The sequence below is a fragment of the Allobosea sp. LjRoot90 genome (assembly GCF_964254315.1).
Taxonomy (GTDB): Bacteria; Pseudomonadota; Alphaproteobacteria; order Rhizobiales; family Beijerinckiaceae; genus Allobosea.
This window is the reverse complement of record NZ_CAXUTF020000003.1, coordinates 26,047-43,425: the sequence shown is the minus strand read 5'-3', so window position 1 is coordinate 43,425 and position 17,379 is coordinate 26,047. Positions and strand designations below refer to the sequence as shown.

General features: G+C 66.5%; 17 protein-coding genes. 12 read left to right on the top strand and 5 right to left on the bottom strand.

Annotation, left to right across the window (positions count from 1 at the left end; all coding sequences use genetic code 11):
- Nucleotides 1-104: 104 nt before the first annotated feature.
- Both ACSQ3M_RS12195 and ACSQ3M_RS12190 read left to right on the top strand, forming a co-directional pair.
- The gene (locus tag ACSQ3M_RS12195) at nt 105-1,055 is read left to right on the top strand and encodes a LysR family transcriptional regulator (protein ID WP_436150354.1); all 951 of its coding nucleotides are present in this window, start codon (nt 105-107) and stop codon (nt 1,053-1,055) included.
- Nucleotides 1,052-2,497: an SNF2-related protein gene (locus ACSQ3M_RS12190; protein WP_436150353.1), complete on the top strand. Its 1,446-nt coding sequence runs from the start codon at nt 1,052-1,054 to the stop codon at nt 2,495-2,497. The genes ACSQ3M_RS12195 and ACSQ3M_RS12190 overlap by 4 nt, the downstream gene beginning before the upstream one ends.
- A 113-nt stretch (nt 2,498-2,610) precedes the next feature.
- On the opposite strand, the gene ACSQ3M_RS12185 is transcribed toward ACSQ3M_RS12190, so the two are convergent.
- Nucleotides 2,611-2,793 (bottom strand): hypothetical protein, encoded by a 183-nt coding sequence (locus ACSQ3M_RS12185; RefSeq protein ID WP_436150352.1) that lies wholly within the window; start codon nt 2,791-2,793, stop codon nt 2,611-2,613.
- A 127-nt stretch (nt 2,794-2,920) separates the two neighbouring features.
- Here ACSQ3M_RS12185 and ACSQ3M_RS12180 point away from each other — a divergent pair, with 127 nt between their 5' ends.
- Nucleotides 2,921-3,682, top strand: a complete 762-nt coding sequence (locus ACSQ3M_RS12180; protein ID WP_436150351.1) for an SDR family NAD(P)-dependent oxidoreductase — start codon at nt 2,921-2,923, stop codon at nt 3,680-3,682.
- Nucleotides 3,683-3,736: 54 nt separating this feature from the next.
- Nucleotides 3,737-4,162, top strand: a complete 426-nt coding sequence (locus tag ACSQ3M_RS12175; protein ID WP_436150350.1) for a VOC family protein — start codon at nt 3,737-3,739, stop codon at nt 4,160-4,162.
- Here the strand turns inward: ACSQ3M_RS12175 and puuE are convergent.
- A complete protein-coding gene (gene puuE / locus ACSQ3M_RS12170) occupies nt 4,131-5,555 on the bottom strand; it encodes an allantoinase PuuE (protein WP_436150349.1) in 1,425 nt (474 codons plus the stop codon). The genes ACSQ3M_RS12175 and puuE overlap by 32 nt on opposite strands.
- A gap of 69 nt (nt 5,556-5,624) precedes the next feature.
- Nucleotides 5,625-5,978 (bottom strand): hydroxyisourate hydrolase, encoded by a 354-nt coding sequence (uraH, locus tag ACSQ3M_RS12165; RefSeq protein WP_436150348.1) that lies wholly within the window; start codon nt 5,976-5,978, stop codon nt 5,625-5,627.
- Nucleotides 5,979-6,340: 362 nt separating this feature from the next.
- On the opposite strand from uraH, the gene ACSQ3M_RS12160 reads away from it, so the two are divergent.
- Together ACSQ3M_RS12160 and ACSQ3M_RS12155 are read left to right on the top strand one after the other, a co-directional pair.
- Nucleotides 6,341-7,573 (top strand): urate hydroxylase PuuD, encoded by a 1,233-nt coding sequence (locus ACSQ3M_RS12160; RefSeq protein ID WP_436150956.1) that lies wholly within the window; start codon nt 6,341-6,343, stop codon nt 7,571-7,573.
- 181 nt (nt 7,574-7,754) lie between these two features.
- Nucleotides 7,755-10,226 (top strand): hypothetical protein, encoded by a 2,472-nt coding sequence (locus ACSQ3M_RS12155; protein ID WP_436150347.1) that lies wholly within the window; start codon nt 7,755-7,757, stop codon nt 10,224-10,226.
- A gap of 170 nt (nt 10,227-10,396) precedes the next feature.
- Here ACSQ3M_RS12155 and ACSQ3M_RS12150 read toward each other — a convergent pair whose 3' ends face one another.
- Together ACSQ3M_RS12150 and ACSQ3M_RS12145 are read right to left on the bottom strand one after the other, a co-directional pair.
- Nucleotides 10,397-11,467 carry an NAD(P)/FAD-dependent oxidoreductase gene (locus ACSQ3M_RS12150; RefSeq protein WP_436150346.1) on the bottom strand — a complete coding sequence of 357 codons (1,071 nt, stop codon included), beginning with the start codon at nt 11,465-11,467 and terminating at the stop codon, nt 10,397-10,399.
- Between the two features lie 126 nt (nt 11,468-11,593).
- Complete coding sequence (locus ACSQ3M_RS12145) at nt 11,594-12,028, bottom strand: GlcG/HbpS family heme-binding protein (RefSeq protein WP_436150345.1); 435 nt, start codon at nt 12,026-12,028, stop codon at nt 11,594-11,596.
- A 280-nt stretch (nt 12,029-12,308) separates the two neighbouring features.
- Here ACSQ3M_RS12145 and lysM point away from each other — a divergent pair, with 280 nt between their 5' ends.
- The 6 genes from lysM (at nt 12,309) to ACSQ3M_RS12115 (ending at nt 17,353) form a co-directional block, all read left to right on the top strand.
- Nucleotides 12,309-12,752 (top strand): peptidoglycan-binding protein LysM, encoded by a 444-nt coding sequence (gene lysM, locus ACSQ3M_RS12140; RefSeq protein WP_436150344.1) that lies wholly within the window; start codon nt 12,309-12,311, stop codon nt 12,750-12,752.
- A 338-nt stretch (nt 12,753-13,090) separates the two neighbouring features.
- On the top strand, nt 13,091-14,143 hold the full coding sequence (locus ACSQ3M_RS12135; protein ID WP_436150343.1) for a TRAP transporter substrate-binding protein: 1,053 nt from the start codon (nt 13,091-13,093) through the stop codon (nt 14,141-14,143).
- 17 nt (nt 14,144-14,160) lie between these two features.
- Nucleotides 14,161-14,652 (top strand): TRAP transporter small permease, encoded by a 492-nt coding sequence (locus tag ACSQ3M_RS12130; protein ID WP_436150342.1) that lies wholly within the window; start codon nt 14,161-14,163, stop codon nt 14,650-14,652.
- A complete protein-coding gene (locus tag ACSQ3M_RS12125; protein WP_436150341.1) occupies nt 14,649-15,968 on the top strand; it encodes a TRAP transporter large permease in 1,320 nt (439 codons plus the stop codon). Before ACSQ3M_RS12130 ends, ACSQ3M_RS12125 begins: the two co-directional genes overlap by 4 nt.
- 19 nt (nt 15,969-15,987) lie before the next feature.
- A complete protein-coding gene (locus ACSQ3M_RS12120) occupies nt 15,988-16,302 on the top strand; it encodes a rhodanese-like domain-containing protein (protein ID WP_436150340.1) in 315 nt (104 codons plus the stop codon).
- Nucleotides 16,303-16,399: 97 nt separating this feature from the next.
- The gene (locus ACSQ3M_RS12115; RefSeq protein WP_436150339.1) at nt 16,400-17,353 is read left to right on the top strand and encodes a YiiG family protein; all 954 of its coding nucleotides are present in this window, start codon (nt 16,400-16,402) and stop codon (nt 17,351-17,353) included.
- Nucleotides 17,354-17,379 lie beyond the last annotated feature (26 nt).

Here is a 17,379-nt window from a genome sequence, read left to right as displayed (position 1 = left end):
CGTCATGCCGGCGACACAAACTCTGCACAGCTTCGTGCTTGCCGCCATAAGAATGAATCGAAAGGATCGTTGCCGGGACGGCAATGGCCGGTTACTGCACGCCCATGCAGACCCCGGCCTTGCGATATTTCCTGGCGGTGGTGCGGACCGGCTCGGTCAGCGCCGCGGCGCAGCGCCTGCGCGTCGCTGCCTCTGCCGTCAGCCGCCAGATCGCCAATCTCGAGAAGGAATTGGACGCAGCCCTGTTCGAGCGGCGCTCGCACGGCATGATCCTGACCCAGGCCGGGCAGACGCTCGCCGCCTATGCCCAGCGGCTCGAACTGGAGAGCGAGCAGGTCGTCAGCGAGATCCGCGAGCTGCGCGGTGCGAGCAAGGGATTGATCAGGCTCGGCGTCACCGAGGGCTTCGCGGTCAGCTTCATTCCCGAGGTGATCTTCGCCTTCCGCCAGCAGCACCCGGATGTCGCCTTCGACGTCAAGGTGATGTCGCCCCAGGTCGTCACCGAGCATGTCCGCACCGGCACGATCGATCTCGGCCTGACCTTCGTGCTGCAGCAGGAGCGCGGCGTCACCATCAACTGGCAATGCGCGGCAAGGACCTACGCCTTCGTCGCGCCGCACCACCCGCTGGCGGCAAAGGAATCGATCAGGATCGAGGACATCTTCGTCCACCCGGTCGCGGTGCTCGACACCGAGGCGACGGTGCGCAAGATCGTCGACATCTATTTCTCGGCGCGCGGGCTGACCGTCGATGCCGTCCTGACCTCGACCAATGTCGCGAGCCTGCGCCATTTCTGCAAACTGGGCGGGGCGGTGATGTTCGCAAGCTCGATCACCTTCGGCGCCTCGATCCGCGACGGCTCGGTCGTGGCGTTGCCGCTCAGAGATGGCGACCTGCCGCCGCGCAGCCTGCAGATCCAGACCATGTCGGGCCGGGCGCTGCCCAAGGTGGTGACCAATTTCCTCGGCGTGCTGATCGAGGAATTGCAACGCGCCGATGTGCTCGCGGCGATGGCGACCGAGCGGACCGCGGTCCCGGAGGTCCGGCAGGCATGACAGCTTCGGCGAAGGGCGATGCGCCCGAGATCATGGTGCCGCATCCGCACCAGCTCGTGGCGCGCGATGCGATCCTGGCGGCGCGGGCGGCGGGCAAGCCGGGCTTCCTGCTCGGCGATCTCACGGGGCTCGGCAAGACGCTCTCGGCCTGGCTCGCGATTTCGGCGATGCCGGAGCAGGAGGTGCTGGTGATCTGCCCGAAAGGCGCGATCCCGCAATGGCGGCGCACCATCGCCCATGCTGGACTGCCGCTGAAGAAGCTCACCTTGATGAATTTCGAGCGGACCAAGTCACTGCTCGCTCCGCCGCCGGCCAGCAGCAAGCGCTCGACGAGGGCGAAGAACAACGAGCTTGCCAAGCACGGCTCGCCGAAGCGGGTTTGGCCGCTGGTCGTGATCGACGAGGCCCACCGCATCCGCAATCCGAACTCGCAGCAGGGGCTGGTCTGCCGGCAGATGGCCGCGGCGTCGCAGTTCACGATCTATATGAGCGCGACCGCGGGGCAGGCGCCGCACGAACTCTCCTATCTCGCGAGGTTGCTGAGTGATGCGACGGGCGCGCCCGGTGCCGATCTCGACGGCTTCCGCGTGCTGATGAAGCGCCTGAAGATGGGCAGGGCCAAGGGGCGCTGGAAGAACTGGAGCTGGGAGCCGAACGAGAGCGACCGCAAGGTGATGGCGGGCCTGCTCTACCGCGGCGCCAACGCCATCGGCCTGCGCCGTCGACCGGAGGAGATCGCCGGCTGGCCGGAGGTGCAGCGCGAGCTCGCCCCCGTTGCGCTCGATGCCAGCGAACGTAAACTCTACGACGCGACCTGGCGTGAGTTCCGGCGCGAGCTCGGTCTTGCCGGCGGCTCGACCCGCAAGCCCGCCGGCTGGGCCGCCGATCTGCGCTTCCGCCAGAAGGCGAGCCTGCTGCGCACCGCCGGCACGGCCGAGTTCTGCCAGGACCTGCTCGAGAATGACGAGCAGGTGGCGATCTCCGTCGCTTTCCTCGAAACCGGGGCGATGCTGGCCGAGAAGCTCTCAGGCAAGGGCTGGCGCGTCGGCTCGATCACCGGCGAGTACTCAGGCGAAGCCAACGAGGCGACGCGGATCGCCTTCCAGACCGGCAAGCTCGACGCGGTCGTCTTCACCGTGACCGAGTCGATCTCGCTGCATAAGGCCGAGATGCCCGGCGGCGAGCGCGAGCGGGCGCTCGTCGTCCATGACCTGCGCCACAGCGCGATCCAGCTGCAGCAGATCGAGGGCCGCTGTCATCGCGACGGCCAGCACGCGACGATCTTCTACACCTATGCCGAGGACACAGTGGAGGAGAAGGTCGCCACGACCGTGCTCGCCCGCATGGCGGCAATGGAAGGGCTCGCTGGGGACGAGACGGCGCTGATCGACGCCATCGCCGGAGAGATCGAGCGGGCGGCGCTGGCAAGAGAGGCGGCGTAGGCGCCGCTCTTTCCGTCATGGTCGGGCTTGTCCCGACCATCCATGTCTTCGGTGATCCAGTGCCGTGTTCAAGACGTGGATGCTCGCCACAGGGGCGAGCATGACGGCGTCGATCAATTCATCTGAGAGCGCGGCGGTTCGTCCGGAGCTCGCTCGCCGACGCGCTTGGCCTGGTCGACGACGCGCTCGGTGGTGCCGACCGCCTTGTACCAGAGGTCGCGCGTATAGGCGCCCTGATGGACGATGGTGTCGTAGCCGATCGCGATGACCGCGATCACCAGCAGAATGCGAAACATGGGAAATCCCCCGTCCGAATTGGTCCTTGACAGGAAACGTTCGGGTGGCGTCGAGGTTCCTGTGCCGCGAGGTTGACCGCCGTCGCGCGGCATTGTCCCCTCCACCGGGCAGGGAGGCAGGCACCGGATGTTCGACGATCTCAACGGCAAGCGGATTCTGGTGACGGGTGCCTCCTCGGGGCTCGGCGCGCATTTCGCCCGGCTGCTCGCGGGCAAGGGCGCACTGGTCGCGGCCGCGGCGCGCCGGACCGAGCGGCTTCAGGAACTGGCGCGTGACTGCGAGGCGCTGCCAGGCCGGGTCGTGCCGCTCGCGCTCGATGTGAGTTCGGTTACGGCGATCGAGGCGGGTGTCGCCGAAGCCGCCCGGTTGCTCGGCGGGCTCGATGTGCTCGTCAACAATGCCGGGGTCGGCGAGACGGAAGCTGCGCTCTCGGTCAGCGAGGCGCAATGGGATGCCCAGCTCGACGTCAACCTGAAGGGCTGCTTCTTCGCCGCCCAGTCCGCGGCGAAGATCATGTCCGGTCAGGAAGGCGGCGGGGCGATCGTCAACATCGCTTCAATCCTGGGCGAGCGCGTCACAGGCCGTGTCGCGCCCTATGCGATCTCCAAGGCCGGACTGATCCAGATGACCAAGGCGCTGGCGCTGGAGTGGGCAAGGCACGGGATCAGGGTCAATGCGCTGGCACCGGGCTATGTCGTCACCGACATCAATCGCGAGTTCTTCGCCAGCGAGGCGGGCGAGGCGCTGAAGAAGCGCATCCCGATGCGCCGGCCCGGCGAACTCGACGATCTCGATGGGCCGCTGCTGCTGCTTTCATCCGATGCCGGGCGCTACATGACCGGCGCGGTCGTCGCGGTCGATGGCGGGCATCTGGTCAGCGGGCTGTAGCCGGCCGGAACAGCTGTCGGATTGCCAAGTTGGCTTCGCGAACAGGAGGACGCCATGCATAAGCCGGAAGGGCACAACGCCGTCTCGCCCTATCTCATGGTCGCCGATGCGGAAAAGGCGCTCGCCTTCGCCAAGGCGGTGTTCGGCAGCGATCCGAGCTTCATCGCCCGGCGCGAGGACGGTGGCATCATGCATGCCGAGTTCAGGATCGACGATTCGATCGTAATGCTGGGCGAGACGCCCGGCGGGCCGGAATGCCATGTCCATGTCTATGTCGAGGATCCCGACGGCCTGATCGAGAAGGCGAAGGCGGTCGGCGGCACGCTGGTGCAGGCGCCGTCGGAGAAGGGCGACGGCGACCGCCGCGGCGGGGTGAAGGACCCGACCGGCACGACCTGGTGGCTGGCTGCATGGTCGATCTGGACGGGCGGAAACGGACGAACAAGCCCTAGTCGGCAGGCAGCAGGTCTTTCAACCTGATCAGTGCGATCTTCTCGACCTCAGCCAGCGCCGTCGCGAACTCCTGCTCCGGCGTGCTCTTCAACCGTTCCTCGAAGGAGGCGAGGATGTCCGCCTTCGTCAGTCCCTTGACCGCGAGGATAAAGGGAATGCCGAATCTGGCCTTGTAGGCCTCGTTCAGCGCGGTGAAGCGGGCGCGCTCGTCCGATGTCAGCCGATCGAGCCCGGCCGAGCCCTGCTCATTGGCCGATTCCGGTGTCAGCTCGCCGGCGGCGGCGATCTTGCCGGCAAGGTCGGGATGGGCGTCGAGCAGGGCCTTCTGGCGCTCGCGCGGGGCTTTGCGCATCACCGCGACCATCGCCTGGTGTAGGCCTTCCGCATTGTCCTGCGCTGGTGAGAGACCGGCTGCATGGGTCTCCTGCGCGATCCAGGGCGAGTGCTCCCAGACCCGGCCATAGACCTCGGTGAACAGGGCCTGCGGCAAGCGCGACGGCTTGTAGCCGCCGGCCGGCGGCTGCGTCCTGACCCAGTGGCGGGCGATGTCGAGCCGGGTTGCGACCCAGACGCGCTCATGGCTCTGGACATAGTCGAGGAAGCGGGCAAGCGCGGCAGCGCGGCCGGGCCGGCCAACGAGGCGGCAGTGCAGGCCGACCGACATCATCTTCGGCGCGGTCTCGCCCTCGGCATAGAGCGTGTCGAACGAGTCCTTGAGATAGGCGAAGAACTGGTCGCCGCTGTTAAACCCTTGCGGCGTCGCGAAGCGCATGTCGTTGGCGTCGAGCGTGTAGGGCACTGCGAGTTGCGGGCCATGCGGCCCTTCGAGCCAGTAGGGCAGCTCGTCGGCATAGACGTCGGCGGTGTAGAGGAAGCCGCCTTCCTCCATGGTCAGGGGAATGGTGTTTTGCGAGGTGCGGCCCTGGTAGCAGCCGAGCGGGCGCTCGCCGGCGATCTCGCTCTGGATGCGGATCGCCTCGGCGATGTGCGCGCGCTCGGTCTCGGCCGGCAGGTCGCGATAGTCGATCCATTTCAGGCCGTGAGTGGCGATCTCCCAGCCGGCCTCCTGCATCGAGGCGACGATCTGCGGATAGCGCTGCAACGCCGACGCGACGGCGAAGACGGTGACCGGCAGCTTGCGCTCAGTGAACATCCGCCAGAGCCGCCAATAGCCGGCGCGTGAGCCGTATTCGTAGATCGACTCCATGTTCATATGGCGCTGGCCCGGCCAGGGCGCCGCGCCGACGATCTCGGAGAGGAATGCCTCCGAGGCGGCGTCGCCATGCAGGATGTTGTTCTCGCCGCCTTCCTCGTAGTTCACCACGAACTGCACGGCGATGCGGGCCTCACCGGGCCAGTGCGGATGCGGCGGGTTGCGGCCATAGCCAACGAGATCGCGCGGGTAGGAGGAGGTGTTCATCGATCGATTCAAGTCCATGCGGCGGTGATTCAAGCGCGGCTCGCAAGCCGTTGGCGACAGAGTCGTTTTTCAGCTGCCGCGATAGGTCGAGTAGCTCCAGGGCGAAGCGAGCAGGGGGACGTGATAATGCCCTTGCGGCTCGGCGATGGCGAAGCGGATCGGCACGAGATCGAGGAAGGCGGGCTCGGGCAATTTCGTGCCGAGATGGCGGAAATAGTCGCCGATCGCGAAGGTCAATTCATAGCTGCCGACCGGCAGCGTACCGGTGAGCAGCGGTGCATCGGTGCGGCCATCGGCATTGGTGACGGCGTCGGCAACCCGCTCGCGGCTGCCATCCGGCAGCAGCGCATCGAGCGCGATCGCGACGCCGGCGGCCGGCTTGCCGCGGACCGTATCGAGCACATGCGTCGACAGACGCCCCATGCCTTGAACCTCTCGTTGAAGCCGCGCCGCGCGGCCGGAATGCCGCTTGCCTTCCGAAGGCGCGAACCTAGTCTTGAAGGCGATGCAAGTTCCATCCCGGATTCGGCCCTGTCAAATGGCGAAGCGCGCGAGAACCGCGCGACAAACCCTCCCCCCTTGCGGGGGAGGGTTGGGAGGGGGGTATCGCACCCGCAGTCCGCTCAACACCAAGCGCGACATCCGTCGAGGGTGGCATACCCCCCTCTCTAACTCTCCCCCACAAGGGGGGAGAGGACGGGTTGCGGTTCCGAAGCGGCCTGAACGACAGGCGGTTGCCCCGGCGCTGCATCATCGGGAGCACGTCCGTGCTTGAGGCCTATCTGATGGAATGGGGCAGCCAGCTCTTACGCTGGCTGCATGTGATCGCGGCGATCGCCTGGATCGGCTCGTCCTTCTTCTTCATCCATCTCGATGCCTCGCTGCGGGCCGCGCCCGACGCGCCCAGGACCGAATCCGGTCAGCCGACGCAGTTCCTCGCCTGGCAGGTCCATGGCGGCGGCTTCTATGCGATGCGCAAATACCTGGTCGCGCCGGAGGTGCTGCCGAAGGAGCTGACCTGGCACAAATGGCAGGCCTACTGGACCTGGATCTCCGGCTTCTTCCTGCTGGTCTGGGTCTATTACGCCCAGTCCGAGCTCTATCTGATCGACCCGGCGGTGATGGCGCTCTCGCCCTTCGCGGCTGGTGCGATCGGCATCGCTGCGCTGGCCGGCGGCTGGCTATTCTACGACCTGCTCTGCAGGTCGCCGCTGGGCAAGAACGATGTCGTGCTCGGCCTGCTCGGCTTTGGCTATGTAGTTGCCGCGAGCTGGGCCTTCGCCAGCGTCTTCTCGGGGCGTGGCGCGCTGATCCATACCGGCGCGCTGATGGCGACGATCATGTCGGCCAACGTCTTCTTCGTGATCATGCCGGGCCAGCGCAAAACCATCGCCGCGATGGTTTCCGGCGAGGTGCCCGATCCGAAATACGGCAAGCAGGCCAAGCAGCGCTCGCTGCACAACAACTACATCACCCTGCCGGTGCTGTTCCTGATGCTGGCGAACCACTATCCGGTGACCTACGCCAACTCGGTGGTGATCCCGGCGCTGGTCGCGCTGATCATCGTTGCCGGCGCGCTGATCCGGCATTTCTACAATGTCCGCCATGCCGACCATGCGAAATCGCCGTGGTGGACCTGGGCGGTGGCGGCGCTGGCTCTCTGGCTCGCCTTCTGGGTGGCGATGGCATCCTCGCCGGGTGGGCGCGAGCGGCTCGGCCTGAAGCCGCTCGAACCGGTGAAGCCGATCATGCTCGCCGGTCTCCTGCCGGCGACGCCCGAGGTCGCCAACATCGTCACCGGGCGCTGTGCCATGTGCCATGCGCCGGAGCCGTCCTGGCCCGGCATCGGCATCGCGCCCAAGGGCGTCTATCTGCACGAGCCCGAGCTGATCGCCCGCCAGCGCCGTGCCATCGGCGTGCAAGCGGTGCTGACCCACGCCATGCCGCCGAACAACCTCTCCGGCATGACCGCAGACGAGCGGCGCGTGCTCGCCACCTGGGTGGCGCAGAAGCGCTGAGACTGCGCGCGCCGACGCGGCATGGTGACGCTGCCGTGCCACAGTCGGGCGGCTGATCCGCTCCGTTCAGTTTCATTCAGTTTCGGTTCATCGCGGAACCATCATCGTCGACCGTGATCACATCGGCGTGATCGGCGCGTGATCATGCGCGCCGGGTGCGCCAGGGGCCTTGGGGGTCCAGTTGAAAGCGGTTTGGAGATCGGGCTCCAGCTACTGGCTGGCGGCCGCGCTGTTCTGTTGCGCCTGGTTGGCGCTGTGCTGGCCCTGGCTGTCGGGGGCGGTGACGATTCCGTTCGACGCCAAGGCGCATTTCCAGGCGCAGATCCAGTTCCTGGCGCAGGCGCTGCATTCCGGGCAGTCGCCGTTCTGGACTCACAACGTCTTCGCCGGTTCGCCGCAGGTCGCCGACCCGCAATCGCTGATCTTCTCGCCGGCGATTCTGCTTGCGTTCTTCAACTCGTCACCGAGCTTCCGCGCGGTCGACACCTATGTGCTGGCGCATCTGCTCGTCGGCGGGCTCGCCATGCTGATGTTCTTCCGCGATCGCGGCTGGCATCCGGCCGGCGCGCTGCTGGCGGCGCTGGTCTTCGCCTTCGGCGCCTCGGCCGCATGGCGCATCCAGCATGTCGGGCAGATTGCGAGCTTCGCCTTCTTCGGCCTCGCCTTCTGGCTGACGGCGCGGATGCTGCAGCGCGCCTCGCTGCGCCATGGGCTGCTCGCCGGCTTCGCCGCCGGCATGATGGTGCTCGAACCCGACCAGGTGGCGCTGCTCGGCGCCTATATCCTGATCGGCATGGTCATGGCGTACTGGCTCTCGGAAGGCTGGGCGGGGTTTCGCGCCAGCCTCGCGCCGATCGCGGCGGCGAGCTTCGCCGGCATCGTCACCATCGCCGTGCCCTTGCTCTGGACCTGGCTCTTCGCCGAAGCGACGACCCGGCCGGCGATCGATCTCGTCGAAGCGGGCAGGGGCTCGCTCCACCCGGCCTCGCTGCTGACCGCCTTCGTTGGCGACCTCTTCGGCGTGCGCGATCCGTCGGTCGAGTTCTGGGGCCCCTACAGCCCGGAATGGAACGCCAAGGAGCTCTTTCTCTCGAAGAACATGGGGCAGGTCTATGTCGGGGCGCTGCCCTTCCTGCTGCTGATCGTGCCGGGGCTGACGCGCGGCTGGCTCTGGGACAGGGCGATCCGGCCCTACACCATACTGTTCGTGTTGATGGTGCTGTTCGCGCTCGGCCGCTACACGCCGCTGTTCCACCTGGCCTATGAGTATCTGCCGGGCGTCAAGGTGTTCCGCCGGCCGGCCGATGCGACCTTCCTGATCGGCGGGCTCGGGGCAGTGCTCTCGGGCTATCTGCTGCACCGCATCCTCCGCGAGGAGAAGCCGGGCGCGATCTGGCGCGACCTCGGCATCGGCGCCGGCGCGATCGCCCTGCTCATCGTCCTCGCCTTGCTGGTGGCGCGCCAGGCCGGGCATCTCGGTCAGGCCTGGCTCCCGAGCGCGACGGCTGCCGCCTGGTTCACGACCGCGCTTCTGCTTCTGGTCGTGCTGACGCGCTGGCGCGGCGCTGCGGCTCCGCTTGTCGCCAGTCTGATCGTCACCGGCGTCGTCGCCGCCGATCTTGCCGCCAATAACGGTCCGAACGAGGCCACGGCGCTGGCGCCCGAGGTCTACGATGTGCTGCGGCCGGAGACCAAGAACGAGACCGTCGCCGTACTGAAGAAGCTCACGGTGCAGCCACCGGATTCGCCGCGGCGCGACCGGGTCGAGCTGCTCGGCATGGGCTTCGAATGGCCCAACGCCGGCATGATCCACGGTTTCGACCATACCCTGGGCTACAACCCGCTGCGGCTCGCCGATTTCTCCGATGCGGTCGGCACGCGCGACTCGATCGCCGCGCCGGGTGAGCGCGTGTTCACGCCGCTCTTCCCATCCTATCGCTGCCGTCTCGCCGACTTCCTCGGCCTGCGCTACATCGCGACACGGGTGCCGATCGGCGAGGTCGACCGCTCGCTGCGCGACGGCGACCTCAAGCTCATCGCCTACACCAAGGACGGCTACATCTACGAGAATCCGCGGGCGCTGCCGCGCGTCATGTTCGTCGGCGGCTGGCAGCTCGCCGATTTCGAAGGGATGAAGTCGGCCGGGCAATGGCCGGAGGCCGACCCTCAGAAGGTCGTCCTGCTCGAGCAGGAGCCGGAGCCCGGCGTGCCGGAAGGACCGGTCGCAGGCAATGCCGAAGTCAAACTCAAGCGCTACCGCAACACGGTGGTCGAGATCGAGGTCACGACTGCGCAGCCCGGCTTCGTCGTGCTGAACGACATCTGGCATCCCTGGTGGAGGGCCGAGCTCGACGGGCAGCAGGTCGAGATCCTCAGGGCCAATGTCCTGTTCCGGGCCGTGCAGGTCCCTGCCGGCACGCACAAAATCCGCTTCAGCTTCCACCCGCTCGACGGCGCGATCGCCGAATTGCGCGATCGCGTGACGCCGCCAGAGGAAGAGGGCGTGGTCGCGGAAGCACCGACGCATAGCGGTCCATCGGGCTCGCTGGCGACGCGGCTCCAGCCGGTCCCACCCGAGCCGGTTGCGCGCCCGGCGCGCGATTTGGCCGCGCATGACATGCAGACATCGTCGGTCATGTCGGTGGTGCGGTAGGGACAGGTCGCGACCTCCCTTCTCCCCTTGCGGGAGAAGGTGGCCCGAAGGGCCGGATGAGGGGTCGCTCAGGTCTGGAAAGTTTCGAGAAATGTCGCGTCGGGCCAACGATCAGCGTCGCACGACCCCTCACCCTAACCCTCTCCCGCAAGGGGAGAGGACGCGCCTTCTCAGGCCACGCCGAGCTTCTTCTGCAGGGCGGTCGACGAGGTCGTGTACTGAAAGGTCAGCCGCTTCTCCGGGTAGACGTAGCGGTGGACCTTCTGGGCGGCGAGCGCTGCCTCGTGGAAGCCCGACAGGATCAGCTTCAGCTTGCCCGGATAGGTGTTGATGTCGCCGACGGCGAAGATGCCGGGCACATTGGTCTCGAACTTCTCGGTGTCGGCCGGGATCAGGTTCTCGTGGAGGTTCAGGCCCCAGTCGGCGATCGGCCCGAGCTTCATCGTCAGCCCGAAGAAGGGCAGCATCGTATTGCAGGCGATCTCGAACTCGACGCCGGCATTGTCGCGGCAGACCGCACCCTGAAGGTCGTTGCCTTCGCCCTTCAGCCCCAGCACCTGGCCGAGCTTCATGTCCATTGCACCGGAGGCGACGAGGGCGCGCATCTGCTCGACCGAGTGCGGCGCGGCACGGAAATCGTCGCGCCTGTGCATCAGCGTCACGCGCCTGGCGATTGGCTGCAGGTTCAGCGTCCAGTCGAGCGCCGAATCGCCGCCGCCGACGATCAGGATCTCGCGGTCGCGGAAGGCCTCCATCTTGCGCACGGCATAGTGCACGCCGCCGCCGTCATGGCGGCCCTCATAGGTCGCGATGCCCGGGATCGGCGGCTTCTTCGGCTGGAAGGAGCCGCCGCCGGCCGCGATCAGGATCGCTTTCGTTTCGAAAACCGTGTCGGCATCGGTGCGCAGCCGGAAGCGCGGTGCCTCCGCGGTGCCGAGCACCTCGAGCTGCTCGATCATCTGGTTGAGGTGGAAGGTCGCGCCGAAGGGCTTGATCTGCTCCATCAGGTTGTCGACCAACCCCTGGCCGGTGACGAGCGGGAAGCCGGGAATGTCGTAGATCGGCTTCTCCGGATAGAGCTCGGCGCATTGGCCGCCGACCTTGGGCAGGATGTCGACGAGATGGGCCTTGATGTCGAGCAGGCCGAGCTCGAACACGGCGAACAGGCCGCAAGGGCCGGCGCCGATGATCAGCACGTCGGTCTGGACGGTTTCGCCATCGATGGCGGCGGCGATGTTCATGGTCGCAGTTCCTGAGACGGCTTCAAGGGCCGCCGGTCACGCACCCGTTGCCGGAAATCCACCGGCCTTGCAATGCGACATGGCGCAAGGCCGGGCAGGCAGGGCCGCATGTGACGATAGCAGAATTCAGCCGCCGGTTTCGGCAACGAGGCCGGCTGCGGCGATACCGGCAAGCGCTGCCGCCTCGTCATTGTCGGAGGTGTCGCCGGAAATGCCGACGACGCCGATGAGGTCGCCATCGGCATTGCGGACCAGCGCTCCGCCGGGAACCGGCACCACCGGCCCGCCAACCGAGAGCGCGACGCCGTTGATGAAGTGCGGGCGCTCGAGCGCCATCTTGTTGAGGGTGCGCGGGCCGACGCCGAGCGCGATCGAACCATTGGCCTTGCCGAGCGCAATCTCGCCGCGCTTCAGGCTGGTGCCGTCCTGCGCGAGGAAGAATTTCTGCGCGCCGCGGGCGTCGAGCACCGCGATGGCGAGCGGCTTCAGGGCGTTCTCGCGCGCGTATTTCAGGGCGCCGTCGATGATCAGGCTGGCCTGTTCTAGGGAAAGAGCGGTCATGGCTGGCCTTTCGCGGTGTCGATAACGGGCGTTCTTTGGTTCGGCTCCGTTCTGCCAGTGCCGACAGCGCGAGGGAAGGGCGACGACGCGGTTTCGTCTTGCAGGTTTCGTCTTGCAGTTGTCGTTCCGAATGGGCTTGATGGATTGCCCGTCCGGGAACGTGTTCCGCAAGGTGACGCCACTTTTGCGACCAGAACATGCTTCAAGGCTGTCGGGTTGCGTGAAGTCCTAGCGTTCGACCAATCCTGGTCGAACGGAAGGCGCGCCAGGAGAGCATGCTATGGGTCTGTTCAGTTTCATCAAGGAAGCCGGCGCCAAGATCTTCGGGTCGAGCTCCGCCAATGCGGCGACGGCAGATCAGTTGCAGAAGGAACTGGCCGGCCACGGCCTGCCGTCCGACGTCAAGATCGACGTTACGGGCGACAAGGTGAAGGTCTCCGGCAAGGCGCTGAGCACCGAGGAGGCCGAGAAGATCATCCTGGCGATCGGCAACACCGCCGGCGTCGGTTCGGTCGAATCGGAGCTGATCGTCAACAAGGAAGCGGCCGCCGCCGTGTTCTATACGGTGAAGAAGGGCGACACGCTCTGGAAGATCGCCGAGGAGAACTACGGCAAGGGCAAGGGCGCCAAGTACACCGAGATCGTCAAGGCCAACACGCCGCCGGTGAAGGATCCCGATCTGATCCTGCCGGGCTGGGTGCTGCGTATTCCGCCGCTGGCCTGATCACGCTCGAGCCGGATCTGATCAGGTTGAATCAACCTGATCAGTGAATCCGTCTCTCGCTTTTAGTCTGGAGACCGTTTTTTGCCGACGAGCTTGCGGTGCAAGCTCATCGGAACGGGCTCTAGCGCGAGCGGCCCGCCGGGGAAGAACCGGCGGGCTTGCGAATTAGTTACGAATGAAACTATAAGGCCTGGAAGGCGTGAGACTTCCGGCCAGTTTGCATTGGAGCCGGTTTGATCCATCTTGCGTCTTCGCGAGACGGGCCAGCCGGCCTTTTGCTGGCAAGGCCCGCGGCAGGGTGAACGAAACAACGCAGAATTCCCGGGGAGGGGACCCAAATGAGCTTTGATCGCCGCAAGTTCCTGACGCTCGCCGGCTCGGCCGTGGCCGCACCGGCCGTGCTGCGCGCTACCCGCGCCAATGCGCAGGAAGTGACGCTGCGCATGCACCATTTCCTGCCGCCGGTGGCGAACGGGCACTCCAAGTTCCTGAAGCCCTGGGCCGATAAGGTCGGAGCCGAATCGAACGGCCGGATCAAGATCGACATCTTCCCGTCGATGCAGCTCGGCGGCACCCCGCCGCAACTCTACGACCAGGCGCGCGACGGCGTCGTCGACATCGTCTGGACGCTGCCCGGCAACACGCCTGGCCGCTTCACCGGCATCGAGGCGTTCGAACTGCCCTTCGTGGCGAACAAGCGGGCGCTGGTGAACTCGCTGGCGTTGACCGATTATGCCAGCGAGCATCTCAAGGACGAGTTCAAGGACATCCATCCGATCTGCTTCTGGGCACATGATCACGGCCTGATCCATGCCAACAAGGCGGTGAAGACGATGGAGGACCTGAAGGGTCTGAAGCTGCGCTTCCCGACGCGGCTCGCCGGCGAGGCGCTGCGCGCGCTCGGCGTCAACGCCATCGGCATGCCGATTCCGCAGGTGCCGGAATCGCTGGCGCAGCGCGTCATCGACGGCTGCGTCGTGCCCTGGGAGGTGGTGCCGTCGATCAAGGTGCAGGAACTGGTCAAGTATCATACCGAGATCCCGGGCTCGCCGACCTTCTATGTCGCGACCTTCGTGCTCGCGATGAACAAGGCGAAATACGAGGGGCTCGCGCCCGACCTCAAGGCGATCCTCGACAAGAACTCCGGCGCCGCCGCCTCGGCGATGGCCGGCAAGGTCTGGGACGAGCAGGCGATCGTCGTCTCCGAGATGGTCAAGAAGCGCGGCAACAGCATTACCACCATCGACGAGGCGGAAGCGGCGCGCTGGCGCAAGACGACCGAGCCGGTGATCGAGGGCTGGATCAAGACCGCCAAGGACAAGGGCCTTGATGGCGAGAAGCTGCTCGCCGCCGCCCGCGCCGCGCTGACCAAGCACCAGAACGCTGCCTGACCGCGATGACCGGGGACATGGGGGAAAGGCCGCCATCGCGCATCGACGCGGTGGCGGAGGCGGTCGCGCTCATCGGTGGCGTCCTGCTGATCGCGCTCGCGACCATGGTCGTGGTCAGCGTGACCTTGCGCAGTGATCTCGTCGGCGCCGCCGGCGTGCCGGGCGATTTCGAGCTGGTGCAGATGGCGACGGCCGTCGCCGCCTTCTGCTTCCTGCCGCTCTGCCAATTGAAGCGCGGCAACATCTTCGTCGATACCTTCACACTGAAGCTGCCGCAGCGCTGGCGCGACGGGCTCGATGCGCTCTGGGACGTGGTCTACGGGTTCGCCATGGCGCTGATCGCCTGGCGGCTCGGAGTCGGGGCGCGCTCGGCGCTCGCCAGTGGCGAGAACACCATGGTGCTGCAGCTGCCGAGCTATCTGCCAATCGTACTCTGCGCGGTGCTTGCCGGCTTCGTCGCGCTCGCGGCCTTCGTCAGCGCCAGCCGTCTGTTGAGGCAGCCCCAATGAGCGGCGCATCCCTCGCGATCGCCGGCTTTGCCGTCATGCTGGCACTGATGGCGCTGCGTCTGCCGATCGGCCTCGCCATGCTGGTCGTCGGCAGCGCCGGCTACATCCAGCTCAACGGGCTCGAGCCGTTCCTCAACTATATCCGCACCACGCCCTACCAGATCTTCGCCAACTACACGCTCTCGGTGATCCCGCTCTTCGTGCTGATGGGCGCCTTCGCCGAGCGCTCGGGGTTGGCGGGCGACCTGTTCAAGGCGGCCTCCGCCTTCGTCGGCCATCGCCGCGGCGGCCTCGGCATGGCGATGATCGGCGCCTGCACCGGCTTTGGCGCGATCTGCGGTTCCTCGGTCGCGACCACCGCAACCTTCGCCCGCGCCGCGCTGCCGCAATTGCGCAGCTACCGTTACGATCCCGGCTTCGCCTGCGGCGTTACCGCGGTCGGCGGCACGCTCGGTATCCTGATCCCGCCCTCAGTCATCCTCGTCGTCTATGCGATCTCGACCGAGCAGAACATCGCCAAGCTGTTCCAGGCGGCGCTGATCCCCGGGCTGATGGCGGCGGCGTTCTATTGCATCACCATCGCGATCATGACGCGGCTCGACGGCACGCTCGGACCGGCGCATGAGCGCACGCCCTGGCGCGAGCGCTGGCCGCTGCTCGTCGGCGTCATCCCGGCGATGGCGGTCGCGGTGATCGTGGTCGGCGGCATTTATGGCGGCATCTTCACGCCGACTGAGGGTGCCTCTGTCGGCGCCTTCATCATGCTGGCGATCGGCCTGTTCCGGCGCACGCTCGGCCTCGCCGAGATCAAGCAGGCGATCCTGCAGACGGCCGAGACCTCGGCGATGATCTTCGCGATCCTGCTTGGCGCCGAGGTGTTCAACGCGTTCCTCGCGCTGACGCAGGTGCCGACGGCGGCGGCCGAGATGATCGCGGCCTCAGGCTGGGCGCCCTACACCGTGCTGGTCGGCCTGCTGCTGTTCTATATCGTGCTCGGCGGTGTCATGGACGAACTCGCCATGATCCTTTTGACCCTGCCGGTGTTCTTCCCGATCGTGACCGCGCTCGATTTCGGCATGCCGAGCGACGACATCGCGATCTGGTTCGGCATCCTCGTCCTGGTCGTGGTCGGCATCGGCATGACCTGCCCGCCGATCGGCCTCAACGTCTTCGTCGTCGCCTCGCTGGCGCGCGACGTGCCGGTGACGCGGATCTATCGCGGCGTGCTGCCCTTCGTCGCCGCCGACGTGATTCGGCTTAGCATCTGCGTGGCATTTCCGGCGCTCAGCCTCTATCTGGTGAAGCTCCTGAATTAGCTGCACGAGAAGAGCTCGCATGATCGTACACGACCTCGACATCGACGCCGTCAAGGCGGGGCTCGCCGACGGCTCGATCCTGATCGTGGACGTGCGCGAGCCGCACGAGTTCGCGGCGGGGCGTATTCCCGGCTCGGTCTCGCTGCCGCTCTCGCAGTTCGATCCCGCCGACCTGCCGGATGAGCCCGGCAAGCGCATCGTGCTCTCCTGCGCCGCCGGCGTGCGCTCGCTGCGGGCGCTGGAGTTCGCGCAGGCGGCCGGGCTCGACATCGACAGCCACTATATCGGCGGCTTCAAGGATTGGGCGATGCGCGGCGAGCCGGTGGAGTACTGAGGCGCTTCCAGCGCGTCTTGCGGTTGCGGTCCGCCACGCCAGAGCCGATAACGTGGCGCGGCCTCAAACCCGGCCGCGGTCGACCAAAGGTGCCCTGATGAAGGCCATCCGTCTGCTGAGCCTTTCCCTCGCAGCCCTGCTTTGCACTGCTTCTGCAGCCCCGCTCGCTTTTGCGCAGGCGGCTCCGCAGAACGCAGCGAAGCGGCCGGCGCAGGATCCGGAGCTGCAGGCTGCGATCGCCAAGTCGAACGCCTATACCTCGCTCGCCAACCGGACACTCAGGGCGATCGAGTCCTGGGATCGTTACAAGAGCTGGGTCGATCTGAAGAAGGGCCCGACCGGCAAGGAGCGCTACATCGATTACGGGCTCTACAGCCTCTATGACGTCAAGGACGAGATCGCCAAGGCCGAGGCGGCGACCGGCCAGGCGCCGGCCCAGCCGGAGCTCGATGGCGCGGTGAAGCGCTTCATCGCCGCCTATCAGGAACTCGCGCCGCTGATCACGCGGGCCGAGCGCTATTACGAGCGCAAGGACTATCGCGGCGACAATGTCGCTGAGGGCCGGGAGTTGCACGCCAAGATGGTGCCGGCGGCGGAGGCTTTCCTGCGCGAGCGGGCCCAGTTCGACGTGCAGCTCAACGCCTACAAGAAGGGCATCGACGCCCGCGAACTCGCGGCGATCGAGGCGAGCGAGGGCCGCCTTGCCCGCTGGCAGCTGCGCAACATCATGATCCATGCCCGCGCCGTGATGGACCTGATGCCGAGCAATGAGCGGCCGATCGTCGATCTTGCCGCCTTCGACACGGCGCTGGCCGGTTATTCCGGCGCGATCAAGGAGATGGACCGCTTCAAGGATAATAACCCGTCCGGTGTGCCGATGATCGATTCCTCGGCAAGCACCTGGCTCGGCTCGCTGCGTGACTTCCGCGAGAAGCTCGGCAAGTCGAAGGGCGATGTCCGCAAGGGCGCGGCGGGCGATGCCAACCGGATCGTCTCCAGCTATAATATGATGGTGACGATGTCCGACAGCGCCGCGCGCATGATCCGCTGAATTCAAGACCCATCTGCTTGCGCCTC

Bases quoted from the DNA above. Each gene is read 5' to 3' on its own strand.
- ACSQ3M_RS12195 (WP_436150354.1), top strand. From the start codon at position 105: ATGCAGACCCCGGCCTTGCGATATTTCCTGGCGGTGGTGCGGACCGGC.
- ACSQ3M_RS12190 (WP_436150353.1), top strand. From the start codon at position 1,052: ATGACAGCTTCGGCGAAGGGCGATGCGCCCGAGATCATGGTGCCGCAT.
- ACSQ3M_RS12185 (WP_436150352.1), bottom strand. From the start codon at position 2,793: ATGTTTCGCATTCTGCTGGTGATCGCGGTCATCGCGATCGGCTACGAC.
- ACSQ3M_RS12180 (WP_436150351.1), top strand. From the start codon at position 2,921: ATGTTCGACGATCTCAACGGCAAGCGGATTCTGGTGACGGGTGCCTCC.
- ACSQ3M_RS12175 (WP_436150350.1), top strand. From the start codon at position 3,737: ATGCATAAGCCGGAAGGGCACAACGCCGTCTCGCCCTATCTCATGGTC.
- puuE (WP_436150349.1), bottom strand. From the start codon at position 5,555: ATGAACACCTCCTCCTACCCGCGCGATCTCGTTGGCTATGGCCGCAAC.
- uraH (WP_436150348.1), bottom strand. From the start codon at position 5,978: ATGGGGCGTCTGTCGACGCATGTGCTCGATACGGTCCGCGGCAAGCCG.
- ACSQ3M_RS12160 (WP_436150956.1), top strand. From the start codon at position 6,341: ATGGAATGGGGCAGCCAGCTCTTACGCTGGCTGCATGTGATCGCGGCG.
- ACSQ3M_RS12150 (WP_436150346.1), bottom strand. From the start codon at position 11,467: ATGAACATCGCCGCCGCCATCGATGGCGAAACCGTCCAGACCGACGTG.
- ACSQ3M_RS12145 (WP_436150345.1), bottom strand. From the start codon at position 12,028: ATGACCGCTCTTTCCCTAGAACAGGCCAGCCTGATCATCGACGGCGCC.
- lysM (WP_436150344.1), top strand. From the start codon at position 12,309: ATGGGTCTGTTCAGTTTCATCAAGGAAGCCGGCGCCAAGATCTTCGGG.
- ACSQ3M_RS12135 (WP_436150343.1), top strand. From the start codon at position 13,091: ATGAGCTTTGATCGCCGCAAGTTCCTGACGCTCGCCGGCTCGGCCGTG.
- ACSQ3M_RS12130 (WP_436150342.1), top strand. From the start codon at position 14,161: ATGGGGGAAAGGCCGCCATCGCGCATCGACGCGGTGGCGGAGGCGGTC.
- ACSQ3M_RS12125 (WP_436150341.1), top strand. From the start codon at position 14,649: ATGAGCGGCGCATCCCTCGCGATCGCCGGCTTTGCCGTCATGCTGGCA.
- ACSQ3M_RS12120 (WP_436150340.1), top strand. From the start codon at position 15,988: ATGATCGTACACGACCTCGACATCGACGCCGTCAAGGCGGGGCTCGCC.
- ACSQ3M_RS12115 (WP_436150339.1), top strand. From the start codon at position 16,400: ATGAAGGCCATCCGTCTGCTGAGCCTTTCCCTCGCAGCCCTGCTTTGC.